A 16,214-nucleotide genomic window follows, 5' to 3' on the forward strand; every position below is an offset into this window, starting at 1 on the left:
ATACAAACCTTCTTCTATTTTGCCTTAATATGGTCGATACGCTGTTCCTTGCATTTTAATTTCGGCCTCTACGCCTACAGATTTCCCCGGCTGACCACCACCAACATATATTTTGACAGCGCCACCTTTTTGTATCAACTCGCCTCTTTCGCTCACCAAAGCCAGATCTTCTGGTGTCAAGGTGAAGGTTATTTTCTGCGACTGACCCTTTTTGAAAAATACGCGCTTAAAACCTTTTAAAGCATTATTGGGCACTTTATAGTTTCCTTCTTTTGGATGAACAACATATAATTGAACGACCTCATCACCGTCGCGCTGACCGTTATTTGTCACCTGTACAGTTACCTGAACATCAGTACCCGTTTCAACGAAAGTAGGCACTTGTAATTGTTTATAGTCAAACTTCGTATAGCTCAGGCCGTAACCAAATGGATAACGCACCTCCCCCCTAAAATAACGATAGGTGCGGTTTGCCATGGAGTAATCCTCAAAATCAGGCAAGTCTGCATCACTTTTATACGTTGTCAAAGGCATACGTCCTGCCGGATTATAGCGACCAAATAGCACATCCGTTATAGCATCGCCAGCCGCCTGTCCACCATACCATGCCTGCAATAGCGCATCTACATGCTGTGATTCCCAATCGAAGCTCATCACTGATCCCGACATATTGACCAATACAAGTGGTTTCCCTGTTTTTTTCAGTTCTTTTAAAAGTGCCGTCTGCACTTCAGGAGAAGCCATAGTCGATCGGTCTCCATTCACAAAAGCACCATAACCCGCTGCACCAGCATCACCAGCTTCACCTTCGTAGTCTGCCGTTATACCGCCAACGAAAACAATAACATCTGCTACCGCAGCCTTTTTAACAATTTCTTCAAATGAAGGGCCGCCATCGATTTTTTTCATGATTTCTGTTCCCGGAAGATAGTCTATAGCGATTTGCTTTCCATAACGCTTTTGTAAACTGCTCAACGGTGTTACAATTTCCGAAGGCGTACCAAAGTAATTTGCTAACTGCGCATGTCCATTATCGGCATTGGGGCCGATAAAAGCTATTCTTTTTATTTTATTGGGATCAAGGGGTAGCATATTATGCTCATTTTTCAACAGCACCATAGACTCCTGCGCCATTTTATAAGCATGTGCCTTATGCGATTTACTTTCAATAACTTCACGACCAATCTTTGCGTAAGGTACCAGTTCCTGTGGATCGAACATTCCCAATTGAAACCAGATCTGCAAAAGTCGGGCTAGTGAAACATCAATATCCTTTTCGGATAATGCACCTTGTTTTACCCCCTGTTCCAACAATTGATAGAGATTACCACATTCGAGATCTGTTCCGGCCAAAACTGCAGCACTGACGGCCGCTGTATTATCCGGATGTGTGTTATGTCCGCTGGCAAAATCATTGATACCCCCACAATCCGAAGTTACATAGCCTTTAAAGCCCCATTGATGGCGTAAAATAGTATTGAGCAACACATTATTGCCGCAACAGGGCATTCCATCCAAGCGGTTGTAGGCACACATGATCCCATGTACCTTGGCCTTGGTCACCAATTGCCGAAATGCAGGGAGATAGGTATCCCAAAGGTCATAAGCTGAGACTTCTGCATTAAAAGAATGTCGATTATGCTCGGGTCCACTGTGCACAGCGTAATGCTTAGCTGCCGCAACTGCCTTCAAATACTGTGGATCATCACCTTCCAGCCCGCGCACGATAGCTGTTCCGATCTGCCCTGTCAAATAAGGGTCTTCACCATACGTCTCCTGCCCTCTTCCCCAGCGTGGATCACGAAAAATATTGATATTTGGAGTCCAATAGGTCAGTCCACGATAGCGTTTACCTGTTTTTCCAGCTTTGAGATCTTCATTGAATAATGCGCGACCTTCTGTTGCCGTATAATCCCCCATCTGTTTGACCGCAGCCGTATTGAAAGTAGCCGCCATGCCTATAGCCTGCGGATACACAGTTACTTTTTCTTCTGTCCGTGCAACACCATGCAGCGCCTCATTCCACCAATCGTATGCAGGGATGCCCAATCGTGGAATGCCCTTAAACTCGTGCTTCATCATTTGCACTTTTTCCGATAGGCTCAGTCGCGCAATCAGATCCTGAATACGTTCCTCCCGACTTCTTTTTACATCAAGAAAAGCGTAACTTTTGCTTTGCGCCATTGTCACTTGCTTTCCCCCGGCAATAATTAACAAAAAAAGAACATTCAGTCTCAAAAAACAACGGTTAAATTTCATTTTATAGTTTTATTTTCTCAGGTATACCTTTCTAATTTCTCAAACAGCAACAGTTCACCACTGCTTACTGGACAGCAACTTGCAAGTAAATACGATCTCCTTTTTTCGTTGCTATACGCAGGCGATCGCCCTCAAAAGGCTGCATTATTTTTCCATTTTTGCGCCAGGAAATTTTATGTCCGGGCCAAGGATTGTCAAGCATCAAATTTCGTCCTTGCTCACTTAAGATCTCTACATAAGTAACAGCCCCATTGTCGAGTTTTGATGACACGAGGAAGGCGCCGTCCACACGTAGGTTGCCAAATTGCCCATTCTGTTGTTTGGGCCATACAGGAAATAATTTTAGCACCTGCTGATGGACACCACACAACATCTGATTAATGGTTGTCGGTACAGTACTACAATTTTCTATACCATGCGGGTTGTTCCGTTGAAATCCATTGGGATAAGTATGTTGGCTATATCGATGCAAATGATATAGTATACTATCGGCACTGTAGCCTACACGAACCGCTGCAGGAAAAAAACTATTGGTGCCATTGTTATCTGTCCAACGTCCCATTTTTTCGATCGTGTTACGTGAAATAGTAATCCAACGCTGATCACTTTCCAGATCAATCTGCATAGCCGGGAAAATATGCTGTATGCCCAGTGTATTATCATTCCACCATGCGGGGCCCTTTTCGGTATAACGGAAGACTGATTGCCCCTCTTTTTCCTGAACCGGAAAAGTAGCGAGATTCGCCTTTACCTGTGTCCAATTCGCCGCCAACTGACGGTCCACATCCAAATAGGCACTCAAATCGGCAGCCAGCTGCAATGTCTGCCTTACCAGTCCAAGACTTAGAATTGGATTACTATCCCCGACCGTCCCTTCGTGAATGGCATCGTTAAAAATCACATAACGACCATTTTCATCTTTCTTGACATAGTTGGTCCAAAACACAGCTGCACCACGCACATAAGGGTATATTTTCCGTGCATAATTGCGATCATAAGTCGTATAAAACGCTGTAGCCATATTGGTGACACCATAGGACACATTGCTTTTCTGACCAAAGAACAAACCTTTATGCTCCACCTGTCCACCTTGGATATATCCACCAAATACGCTTTCCATGATTGCATTTTGACGGGTTGTTTCCATCCCTTTCGGGCCTATTCCCACTGGATATAGCAATCCCTCTGAAATCCCTGTTATTTCTTTCGAATAGAACTTACCCCGTTCCATAAAGTCGAGCAAAGGTTGCTCATACGAACCTGCTGCAGCAAGATGATTGGAAGAATAAAGCCCATAGTAAGGCGCCATATAGTTATAATTCAAATGATAATCACCATTCCAATTGGGAATCTCCCGCGTAATCCATGTTCCAAAAATGGGTGGGGCAAATTGCGGATCGCGACTACAGGATCCCATCACATAGTGAGAAAGGTAATATTGTTTTTCGATCACTTTATCAGGAATTTCAACATAAGACTCCGACCAAAAATCTGCCCACCACTTTTTATGTTCGCGTTCGAGCAGTTTTACATTTTTCAGATCTAAACCATCCACGGTCTTAAGCACCTTTTCCACACAATTCTTACTTTTAAAATTGGAAGATAAGGCACATACATAAGTTAGTGACTCGCCTGCATGTAAGTTGAAATCAGGTTGCTGCTGTGTGATTATTTTTCCAGCAACAGCAGCCTTTGTCGGAATATCTACCAGCTCCTCAAAGCCTCTACTGATGAATATTGTTCCATTTCCTCTCGTCCCCTGCTGCGTGACAGCTGGGAACAGTGATTCCGCTGGTGGATTATTTTTAAATTGGTCTTCGGCAGGGAGTAGCAGATTAATCTGCCCATTGATTTGTTTTTTGCCTTTGTTTTGAAATTGTAAAATCAAGCAGTCATCTTTCTCGGAAACAAATGATCTGATCTCCAGCAGCGTATCTCCTGCCTGAAAGGTTGAGGTTGCAATTGCTGTATAAAGATCCACATCAACCTGATAACTAGCCTTCTTTAACATTGGAATAGCCACTTCTACTTTACCTAATACGGCAGGATAAGACTCGTTAAATCCAGATTTTAACCGCCAAAAATCATTTCTCGCCAGGTAATAGGTCTGCCTATCAGGTGTACCCGCAATTGCTACTCCTGTACTGCCATTACCCAACAAAGGGGCATCCACGGCTACTTGGGATGGTATCCGTGTTGCAGGACGATCGAATTTGGCTACATATTGTGATACAACAGCTTTGCTCCTATCCAACATACCTGACGGTATCGGACTTCGTTGAGCCAGACTTTGCCCAAAGGAGCAAAAGCCAAGAAAACAGGTAAAAAAAACGAGCTTAAGATTTGGCAATTTCATGATAATGCTTTATTTAAAAGACGACTTAGGCTAACGAATCCCTAGTATTTATTTGCTTTCAACAATTTTACTGAGCCCCCACTGTTCATTCGGTTCTTTCCCCATAAACAATACCAAGGTTCCTCCTCGCATAATTTCATTGTGATCTATAAAACAGTTATTATAAGGGACGCCATTAAGTTCAGCTTTTTGGATGTAGCGATTTTCAGGCGAGTTATTTTCTGTTTTGATTACAAACTGTGCCCCAGGATAATATTTGGGATCAAGTTTAAAGGTGATCGTATCAAACACAGGACTTGTAATCTCATAGCGTGTGTCACCCGGACAAATAGGGTGTAATCCAGATGCCGCCAATACATACCATGCTGACATCTGCCCCACATCTTCATTACCTATCAGACCATAAACTGAATTATGATAGGCACGTGAACAAATTTCACGCGTCCATTTTTGCGTGAGCCATGGCGCTCCTAAACGATTAAACAAAAAGGGTGCATGGTGTACCGGTTCATTGGCATGGTTATAATAATTATTCCACATCATATCTTGCGGAGCGAGTTCAAAAAAACTGTTGAGATCCGCGATGGTTTTTTGCTTACCACCCAAAAGGCCTGCAAGTCCATCCACATCATGAGGGACAAACCATCCTTGCTGATAAGGGTTGCTCTCCACACAGCCGTAATTTTGAGTTAAGCGCCCCGTCTCCGGCCATTTACTCCATGTACCATCCTGTTCTTTCGGTCGAAACCAACCAACTGTCGGATCAAAGAGATTTCTATAGCTTTGCGCACGATGAGCATATAAATCCACATCAGCCGTTTTATTTAATCGTTTCGCTAATTGAGACAGGCACCATTCTGTATAAGCATATTCCAATGTCGTCGAAATTTCCCCTGTAGTTCCATTTTCTCCATTTCCAAATTTTTCAACCGTTTGTCGCGCATATTTATAAGCTTTTTCTATATCAAAGTTGGATATCCCTTTCATATAGGCGTCCGTAATAACTGATACGGCAGGGTTTCCGATCATACAGCCACTATACGCGTTCAAAAATTCCCAACGTTCTAAATAATCCTGTTTACTTTCTTCGGCCAATGTCACCAAAGAATTGATCATATCATTTACGATAGTCGGATTAATAATCGTTTGCAAAGGAAACTGACTTCGAAAAACATCCCAGCCGCTAAATACTGTTCGCTTGGTAAAATCTTTCGTTTGGTGAATATGTCCGTCACCGCCAACGTATTTTCCATCTACATCCGAGAAATCTCGCGGATCGATCATCGAATGATACAAAGCCGTGTAAAAAACAGTTTTCTCGTCTTCTGTCCCACCGTGAACCTCGATTTTCCCTAATGCATCATCCCATCGTTTCTGCGTCTGCTCCAATACATTGTTAAAGTTCCAATCTTTGATTTCTGTTTCAAGGTTATTTTTGGCTCCCTCCATACTGACAAATGAAATTCCAGCTTTCATTAAGACCTGCTCATTTGCTTGTGTAGGGAATTCGGTATAAAACCCCAAATGTTTACCTTCCTTAATGCCGATATTTTTTGTGACGACAGATTTGGAAACCATCTGTTGATAACTGGCACTTGTAACATCTTCCAATTTCCGTTTTTGCCCCTCTGGAAGGGCACAACTCCATACCCCCGTATCGGTAAAAGGCTTACTAAATTGGGCATAAAAATAGACCGTATAATTTGCCTTCCCATCACCATTTCCCCAACCTCCACCTTCGGGCGTGCACTTCATCCATCCTTGGATGGTATGGTTGTCCACCACTTTCACATATTGTTCCGTAGATGTACCACCTACTCGCCGCGCTAAGTCGATCTGAATCCGCGACTTTTTATGTTTGGGAAAAGTAAACCTAAGCATACCGCTATGCGGCGTAGCGGTCATTTCAGCTTTTATATTATAATCTGAAAGCACCACTTCATAATAACCGGCACTTGCTTTCTCATCTTTTTTGGAAAAACGAGAGCGGTAGCCTTTTTCCGGATGTTCGGCACTGCCGGCCGAGGTTTTCAGCTCCCCTGTGGTCGGCATGATTAAAAAATTACCTAGATCACCGTACCAGCCTATCCCACTCATTTGTGTAAAGGCAAAGCCTTCGATGGAGGTATGCTCGTAGTTATATCCAGAACCATTATCTCCACCAGTGATTGTGTTGGGGCTAACCTGTGTTAAGCCAAATGGAGTTGCTGCCCCCGGAAAAGTTTTACCGAAACCGTGTCCTCCCGTTTCGGCTTTTTCACCACTGGTAACCGCACCGATAAACGGATTAACATACCTGGACTGAGAATAGCAATTGAAAACTACAAAAAATAAAATGATACTAAATTGAATACGGTTTATCATAAAAAAAAGATTCATTTTCCTTCTCCTTTCACTATTTTATATTCGCTTCTAATTTCCTGTGCTGATAACTTTTCGTTATATATTTTGAGTTCATCGAGTACGGCTTGTCCAAGTTTGATTTCGGCCAGCGGAAATACTAAAGTCTGTATTTTCTTAAATTTTACCTCTTTGTCATTTTTATCCTTATAAGGCTTCACAACATCAAAGGGTTTCATATCTTTAACCAGTTCGCCATTGCGAAAAAACTGCGTACCCACGGCATCAGCAACAACAGCAACAAAGGACCATTCGCCTACGGGCAACTTACAGTCGAAGTCATAATGATACCCATCTCGATCAAATCCCAATCCTTGTTCATTGGCGGATATCGTTGCGTTTTTAGATACAAAAAGGTTTCCGTTCAACTCTTTTTCAGGCTTGATCCAAAACGATACCGTGTAGTGTTCGCCGATCTCATCTATCGGCATTTTAAGCGTGCTGGCCGGCGTACTAAAATGCAATCCTTTGCCCTTCACCCCCGCGGCATAGTCAATCGTTGTACCTTCCGCCCTTTTCCACTCATTCGTGATTTTATTGTCGGCTTGGGACTCAAAATCAAAGTAGCCAAATAACGGTGAGGCTGTTTTAAAATGTCCCCTTAGATTTAGTCCCGGTGCTTCCCGAACATCCCGGCGTTTCTCGTTAAAGCTATAAAGACTAAGGTGCTGGTCTTCTGCGGTCCACATTTTTTCGGCGAGAACCTGTATACCTGGAAACACGCGGTTGTGCACATCTTTCTGTGATACACCATTTCCGACAACATCATTCCATACTGCAAAACTTCCGCCCCTAAGGATGGGATCTCCTTTCTCAAAAGTCACACTTCCGATATTTCTCGGACTCCAATTATTATACAGATAATCGGTATTTAAATAGTCATAGTAGTAGCCTGCTGCAGGCACAATATAGAGAAAACCATCTGGCGTACTAATCTGAGAATACCCCAACTTTTTCATTTCTAATGGGTCGGCATAACCATTATACCACATATTTAAGGTAACATCTTTCACGCGCACAGGCGTTTTCCCCTGCGCATGGGTCAACGCCCCCCAAGCCCGTACTTTTTTTCCATTGTCCTGAACAGTCTTAAACACAAAATCGGTAAACTTGCGAAAGGGCTCGGCCTCTTTCTTATCATACTCATCCGTCCCTACATGCACTTCCTCCCCAAGAAAAACGGGATGATCCCCTTTTGTATATTCGTCGAAGATATTCTTAACAACTTCATAGGTCTTTGGATTGTCTAGATCTAAATGATCCATACCAAATTTCTTGCTTCCGACTTCGGGAATCGCATGTGAGATCGCCAAGGAATGCGCTGGCACATCGATCTCGGGGATAATAGTAACCCCGTATCGTAATGCTTTCTTTTGGAGGTCTATAAACTCAGATTTGCTATAATGTCCATCCCTGGAAGTTAGATTGGGATAACGCTCATTTTCTAAACGAAACGCCGCATAAGTACTGTCCCAATCAAAGTTAAAGAACTTATGAAAACCGTTATCTGTCAAATGAATATGGAAGTCTGATAATTTATAATAGGACAGAATCTCAACATAGTCATTCAAGAAATCAATCGTAAAAAACTTTCTGGCTACATCGATAACAAATCCCCGAACCTCATACGCCGGATAATCCCTTGAATCGCCTTTTGGAATACGCAAAGCTGCTCGGTCACGATCCAACAATTGAAGTAAGGTTCTCGTCGCAAATACCTTTCCTTTATAATGCCTGGCCTTGATCGTAAAGACATCATCAATATGAAGCGAATAGCCTTCTTCACCCAATTCTTCTGCTCCGGAAGCCGTTATAAAAATATCTCCTTTTTTAGGCGTTCCTGCCTTAACGATCAAGTGAAGTCCAAACATCTTACGGATATCGTCCTTCAGCAATTCGGCCACCTGCTCAGCCTCCTTATCTTTAGCCGATACAACAATCGCTGTCCCTTTGTTTAAAGCATAATATCCTACTTCTCCATGCCACTCCCGGAGGGACGGAATTACAAATGGTACCTCACCCACACCGGTTCCTTGATACCGTCCTTTGACGTAAATATCTTTCACCGGTATTTCGGCATAAGCAGTATCAGACAGTCTTGTAACCTTGAATAATAAATTTACTTTCTTATCAACCAAAGGCGACGAAATGTTTCCTTTTAGATCGATTATTACCTTGTTATCTGAACCGATTAAGTTAACTTTATAACCTTCGATCTCAGGAATGCCAATCTTTGGTTTGTTGCCATTGACATGCAAGAACGCAGGATTCAATTTTGCGACTGTCGTACTGTCCAGTTGTTCTTGACCATATCCAGACAAAACGCAAAAAAGGATGCTCAACAGCATCCCGTAAGATTTTAATTGTATTATTCGGTTTCTATTCATAAATCAATGTTATTTTTTCTTCCTTCTTCCCTGTATATTCAAATGGACCTGGAGACGGATTGGATTTTTTTCGAGCTTTACCGAAGTAGTCCCGGTCAATCTGCAAAGGCCGCCCATTTCGATCCTCAAATGGCAACTCGGATATTACCGTTGGACTTAATGATCTTGAAGTCACCAAATCTCTCTTCTGTTGCAACCATTTTGCTTGAAACGGAAAGTCCAAATAGACCTTACCTTGTTTTTCCACTAAATTGACAAGAACAGCCTCATTCGTATCGATCAACGCATTATGTTCTACTGCAAGTTTGCTCACATACGACTTCATCTGCTGCTCGGCGTTGGCATGTATTTCCCCCATTCGTGCATTTACTTTGGCAGTTGACACACCAATACTACCCTTAGTATAGACGTTAGCATCCAACAACACTGGAAGATACGCTTTATAATAATCACTGATATCAGATCCTTTTGTAAAAATATTATTGACAAACTGCACATCCCCTGCCGGATTATCTTTTATTGCCACAAGTTGTGTAGCGTGCGGTTTTAGGTAAGGAGTCAATCGGCTATCGTATGCAATAACTTCGATTTTTCCGGCAAAAAGATTATGAGCGAAAGCCGCTCCTTGCGCATTCATTGACAGATTTTTCGGGGAAAGCATAATGTTATTGGCAACCAACGCAGGCCCATGCGTTACTTCCAAAAATATATCGAGATCATTTTGATAAAACAGGTTGTTCATAATCTGAGCGCCTTGCGCCATCCAGTCCAACCAAATTGCCATATTCGTCCGATAAATCCGATTATTTCGAATGCTGACATCCACTCCACCATGAAATTTTATTCCAGCCATTTCAGCACCAGTAAAAAGGCGCTCGATATGGATATCATGTATTGTATTGTGCTCTACCGTGCTGAATGAACAGCCCATACTACCCACAATACCGGCCTGTTCGCAATAGGCTATCTTGTTATTTCCCACATAATGACTGCCGACACTGTCTTTGTTCCAACCAAAAGCCAGCGCTCTTTTTATTGTGCCGACATACCCTTCAGCGGACTCCGTATCTTTATTATCATAGGCATCACCATATTTGCCTAGGGCAATTCCAACACATTTCGAATATTGTATGGTATTGTTGACTATACGCCAGCCCTTACTCCAATGTGTACCGATAAGTCCTTCCTGTTCGGCAGTGGGTGGTGCCCAGTTAGTCGCGGCCTGTTCCATCACAAAACCATCCACGGTGATGTAGTTGACAAAAGGGCGATCCGGATAGAAGACTCGAGGTCGAACATTGATTTCTACCTGTTCCTGATTCGGATCAACCTGTGGAAACCGGGCCCAGATAGCCGTTTTTCCCCCATCAACCGAAGCCCACCATTCCCCTTTTGGCGAATGAATGTCCAAGAGCTGTTCTTTGGAAGAAGCTTCCATCAGCCAATGACCATGAAGATAAACTGCCCCGCGGTGATATTTCCTTTCTTTCGGTGTCGGCCAAAACCAGTCCCCGCGGATTTCTTCCTGATAGGGATTGAATGTACCAAAGAATGAATTTGGCAATTCGAGCTGCCAAATATCGTCACCGATTAGCTTCCAGCCCTTCACTTCTTCCGAGCCTTTAATAACCACTTTTTCACCTTTTGCAGCACGGTAGGTAATCGGTTGTTTTGCCGAAAGACCACCACGTGGTGGAACGATACTTTCGCGGTATACCCCTTCGTGAACCGTAATAATATCACCCGGCATTGCAAACCTGGCCGCAGCCATTATAGTACGGAGTGGTTTTGTAGGAGTGCCACCCTGCGCGTCACTTCCAGTAATCGCAACATGGTATTCCCGAGGTTCCGATTTTACCTGCGCCGACGAGGCTCCAAATCCCAAAAAGAAAATACAGGTTAAGAAAAAAGTAATTTTCATTTTCATCAGTTTAATGCTATAAAAACTAATCCGGCCTGAATGGGCCGGATATAGTTTTTTTTAATATCCTTTTGCTCTTGTCAATTTTGTTAATAGTTTCTTACCCGAACCATCCCTATTGATACGATAAAGATTCCAGTGATCTTTATCGAGTTCTTCTAATCTAAAACTCTGCGTTGGATCCACCAGATACTCTTTCACCCAGCGCGGGAAAGCATTTGCCCTCCGGGCATTTTCCCAGGTGCGGATCGCTTGGAAAATAGCATCTTTCTGTGGACAACTTTCTACCTGTTTCTGATTCAGTTTTAAACTATAAGTTGATCCCGTACCCACGGACATGGCCTGAATATGCTCATATTCCTCTACAGTAGACTTTTCGGTAATCGGGAAATTCCCGCCCATTCCGACAGGGAAAAAATTAGCGTAGGAGACATCACGTAAATCTTTTCCTTGACTTGTCGCACTTCCCCATTCCCGCGTCTCTGCATCATATAAGTTTTTACCGCCACCTACGTTCCATATACTTTGATAATGCCATGATCCTTCGGATAAAGTAGCCCCTGTAAAACGAATATCTGCCAATCCATGTTGTTTCGCACGTTCAAACATTTTACGAAAAAAACGTTTCGCCGAATAGTAGCCATGACCATTATTAAATAAGAATTCCTGTCCATCAAAATCATAATAGCCTAAGCCATTGATTGCGCTGACGTCTGCATAATATTCGGCTATTTTATCTTGCAACTGAATATTGGGGATCAATCCATCATAACCGTAGTTGATCGTTACCTGCAACTTATACAGTGTATCTAAGGCGGCATGCGCTGTAGCCTTGGAATCCCAATAGCCCCGTTTCACATTGAGTAAACGATAAGGTTTGGTATCGCTTACGCCCAAATAATGGATAAGCTCTTTCCCGATTTTAATCATATTCAGGCTTTTAACATGCCCTTCCCAACTGCCAATTTCCTCCAGATGCGTCGGGTCATCCACATAGATCAATGTATCTGTAGCACTGATTGCCTTAGCTAAAGGACGTTTTTGTTGATACCAGATGCTATCGCTCGGCACCGGACTGGCATCTTTGGTACCCGGGGCCAATGCATTTGTAATTGGCGTCCGACCAATAACAATATTATGTTTGGCCGCCATCTGTGCATACTCTTTATGGGAATAGGCATTTCCGTTTGCAAATTTTAAAGGCTTACGTTCAAAGTTCTTGCCGTCAATATAACCTGCGTTTCCACGGTCCGGACGTAAGAAGGCCTGATCATATAAACTAATGGCCTTAAATCCAAGTCGGTCTGCATAGGCAATCATATTATCATACTGCCCGCCCTCTGTCAATATATCCGGTACAAAAGCTGCAGGATCCTTAATCCACTTTCCATTGACTGTCGGATGTGGCAAGCCTTCTTTAAGGACAATATCCTGAACCACGTCCATCAGGGCTGTGCTATCCGGGCTGCCCCAAAAAGCGATAGCAGACCCGATGTAATCCACCCCCGGAATAGGCTGCACCAGCAGATGATTAGGTTTATTGGACGGCATATTCGGAATGAGGGAGTAGTACACTTCGCGTTCTTGCCTGCGATCCCGCGATTGGTAGGAAATGGATATTCGTCCATTTTTATCCACCTCAGCCGCATTCCCGTACATGATCCGATAATAAGGTTCTTTGTGCGCATAAAAGGCGACATCGCTGATACCGTCACCTCCTAAAGAAAATATTTGGCCTTCATGCAAGTGATTTGGTAATGGAAAACGCGCTGCATCCGGCGAGTGGATAATATACTGAAACGGTGCTGCATCGCCTTGAATATCTGCTGTTCCGCCCAATGTATTGTCATTGAGCGCCAACATGCCAATCGCGTAATTGGCTGCTTTACTCGTATCCCTGCTCACGCCAATAATCTCGCCCAGTAAATTGGTAATATTGGTATGATAGGAGCCCCATTGTATAGCTTCGATATCGGTTGAATTGGTCAATGAAAGTAATTTCATTTTAAAATACTTAGCCTGCGGCACTATACTTATTCGGGCCGTCGAACCGTTTCCATAACGCAAGGTCATGATGTTGTCTTTTGCCGAATAACTTGCCTGCTCTGGATATGTATATACCCGCTTCTTCGCATTATATAAGACCATTAGCGGGGACGGCTTATCTGCCGGACTAAACTCCCTATTCGATTTCTTTGTAATATTCTGCATACTCGTGATATAACCTTTCTGGTCAATCACGATTTTGAAATAATTGGTTTTTAATGTTGTTTGACTATAGCCCATTGTTGACAAAGCTGTCAATCCAAGAAATAGCAAATTCGTTTTCAAAAGTTTCATTCGTTTTAGATTTTAACAAAATATATCCTTAGCAATTTATCCTTAGCACATGCACTAAAGCGTAACTACAACTGTATCTCCAGCTTTAATATTGACCTTTTTATTCCAATCCAAAAAGGCATTTTCTCCCAACGGTCGAGCAGCTTCAGCCGCATCCTCAGCCAATATGCTAACATTTGCATCATAAGCCGTTGGATTATGAAGTGTTAAAGAGAGTCCCTGGCTAGTTTTCTTGACAGTTTTAACTAGGATATGGTCAAAGGCATAGGCTGTTGCCTTATCCTTACGAACATAAAGGCCCGGTATTTCAAGTGCCATTAAAGCACCATTTGTTTCGTTCCAGCCTGTTTTACCGCCATCGCCACGTGATCCCCTGCTATCGGCATCACAATAGGTCAAACGTTCGGTGATCTTACCATTGGGTTGTATGCCTTCGGCATGTGCATGGATTACATCACGTATCAAATCGGCATATAAGCTCGTTCCAGTTTCACGGAAAAGCTTAAACAGTACGTCGCCAGATTGCGTACAAAACCCTGGGGCACCATGTTTGTTTTGTGTACTCGCCCAAACCGCCCCTGTAAGATTAGCACCCAATTTTGCCAAAGCAGTATTTTCAGGTAGCTGATAAGGAAAAGATACTGTCCAGGACGCGGTATAATTCGCTAGGTTTTTGGCCTGATCCAAGTATTCGCGTTTGCCAGTTTGTTCAAAAAGCGTCATTAGTGAAGTCGTCAATGCTATCGCAGTTTCCGAATCGGCATTTTGGAGAATATCCCCACAAGCACCGGATGTGAAACCAACCAACGCAAAATTGTCGTAATATTTTTTCGCAGCATCTTTTGCTACGACGAGGTACTGATCGTTATGAAAATAAGGAGCTGCCAAGGTTAACCCAGCAACGGCCATTGCGCCACCTGTTGTATTATAGGCGGCGATTTTACCCGATTCGATCGCTAAGTAATTGCCCCATGTCCCCTCTTCTTGCCAGGTTTTCACAAAGGCATCGGCAAGTTGTTTGACTTCATTTTCCCATGTTTTGGTAATGAGCGAAGATTTCCCCTGCTTTTTCAAGAGCATAAACTGCTTGACCATCCAATAAAGCACATCGGCATTTTTACGTGTTAAGCCGATACCCGGATTTAATTTTGCCCCGTCCCGGTAGATAACCTGACCGTCTGCGCCAAGCACATCATAATAGTATCCGCTTGCTCCGCGGCCCTGTGGCAAAGCAAAATTAAATGTATGGCTTACACGATTGAAATGTGCTGTATCCCCTAAAGCTAACATAGGATAAGTATTGATCAATCCACCCACCCAGCCGTAGGACATCCAATCTGCATTCTCAGGGCAGTAAAATCCAACACCGTCTTTTGCATAATAGCGTTCATCAATATTTTTTGCCATACGCGTAAAAACCTCACTCATTGGCATCAGATTTCGGGGAGCAGTTTCCTTGACATGCAGTTTTCGCTCTTGCATAAATCGAGTATACAAATACGGTACATCTGTGGACTGAAATTCTAATCGTGTAACGCGAATCTGCAATTCATCACCTTGGGCAACTGATATTCCCCGATCAGGGCTTTCACTAAAACCGATAAATTCAGGTTTACGCGACCGTACACCTGGCGCACTGACAACAAAACTAGCGACACTTCGATCCTCACTTTCTTCAACAATCAATGCGTGGTCTTTCACCTCATTTTTCCAGGTAATTCCCTGATCGGTAAACAGGAATACACCCTTATGCTGTTTTCTGTCCAAGTAGGCCATCAAAGGGGTACTTGTATTACTGATATTCACTTCCAATTGTGATTTTGCACCAAATTCTGGTGAAAGCTGTGGGATGGGATTGGAGGTTAGCGCCAAATCTTTTCTATAATAATCTGTTTTGTCGAGACCAGTCGCATATTCCCGGTTGACAATCCGTTGGCGATTGCCATTATAAACAACCGCGGGAATCATCACAAAATTATCACTCGACCAGTCATAAGCATCAAAAGCGACAGCTACCCCTGCATCCTTCATCGCTCTTTTCGCCTTAAAGGTAAATCGGTAGGTCACCTCATTCGTTCCTTTCTTTTGCAAAATCTCCTGCTTGACATCCCAATTATCCGAACGCCCTCCTATTGTAGAACTATTTACCAATTTTGCTCCTTCATATTGGCAATCCAGCAATCTGAACAGCACATTTTTATTCCGCTTTTGAGGGAGCCAGTCTTGCGAAAAACTATTTAGCGCTAACGCACAGAGTAGAAAACTTCCTACTATTTTTTTCATCCGTATATTATTTTTACTTTTCTTTCAATCTTAACAGAAGAGTTGGACCGTATACACGGCCCAACTTTTACCACTTTAACACTAAATTACACTCTGTCGGTTCCCACATCCACTAAGGCGAACTTGATTATTATGCATCTCTATTCGTCATAATTGATAGCAGGAATAAATTTCAATATAATAAATAGGGATAACCACCAATAATTTGCTCTATTGTAATGTTTTTTTGCATTAAATATTTTACAAGCAAGATTTTCAAATTTTACAC

The 16,214-nt window shown here is 42.9% G+C and carries 7 protein-coding genes; all 7 read right to left on the reverse strand.

The genetic code is table 11. From position 1 onward, the window contains the following. Positions 1–24: 24 nt before the first annotated feature. The 7 genes from GVK91_RS07885 to GVK91_RS07915 all read right to left on the reverse strand — a co-directional run bounded on the left by GVK91_RS07885 (position 25) and on the right by GVK91_RS07915 (position 15,946). The gene (locus tag GVK91_RS07885) at positions 25–2,184 is read right to left on the reverse strand and encodes a glycoside hydrolase family 3 C-terminal domain-containing protein (protein ID WP_153847116.1); all 2,160 of its coding nucleotides are present in this window, start codon (positions 2,182–2,184) and stop codon (positions 25–27) included. A gap of 139 nt (positions 2,185–2,323) precedes the next feature. Then, positions 2,324–4,615: a glycoside hydrolase N-terminal domain-containing protein gene (locus GVK91_RS07890; RefSeq protein WP_153847117.1), complete on the reverse strand. Its 2,292-nt coding sequence runs from the start codon at positions 4,613–4,615 to the stop codon at positions 2,324–2,326. A 48-nt stretch (positions 4,616–4,663) separates the two neighbouring features. Next, positions 4,664–6,979 (reverse strand): GH92 family glycosyl hydrolase, encoded by a 2,316-nt coding sequence (locus GVK91_RS07895; protein ID WP_159727786.1) that lies wholly within the window; start codon positions 6,977–6,979, stop codon positions 4,664–4,666. 11 nt (positions 6,980–6,990) lie between these two features. Next, positions 6,991–9,402, reverse strand: coding sequence for a family 20 glycosylhydrolase (locus GVK91_RS07900; RefSeq protein ID WP_159727788.1), 2,412 nt, complete (start codon positions 9,400–9,402; stop codon positions 6,991–6,993). Then, complete coding sequence (locus GVK91_RS07905; RefSeq protein ID WP_159727790.1) at positions 9,395–11,323, reverse strand: right-handed parallel beta-helix repeat-containing protein; 1,929 nt, start codon at positions 11,321–11,323, stop codon at positions 9,395–9,397. Before GVK91_RS07905 ends, GVK91_RS07900 begins: the two co-directional genes overlap by 8 nt. A 60-nt stretch (positions 11,324–11,383) precedes the next feature. Beyond that, complete coding sequence (locus GVK91_RS07910) at positions 11,384–13,663, reverse strand: hypothetical protein (RefSeq protein WP_153847121.1); 2,280 nt, start codon at positions 13,661–13,663, stop codon at positions 11,384–11,386. Positions 13,664–13,717: 54 nt separating this feature from the next. Continuing rightward, positions 13,718–15,946, reverse strand: a complete 2,229-nt coding sequence (locus GVK91_RS07915) for a hypothetical protein (RefSeq protein ID WP_153847122.1) — start codon at positions 15,944–15,946, stop codon at positions 13,718–13,720. Between the last annotated feature and the right edge of the window lie 268 nt (positions 15,947–16,214).

Origin of the sequence: Sphingobacterium sp. 18053 (assembly GCF_902706145.1) — a bacterium.
Taxonomy (GTDB): domain Bacteria; phylum Bacteroidota; class Bacteroidia; order Sphingobacteriales; family Sphingobacteriaceae; genus Sphingobacterium; species Sphingobacterium paramultivorum.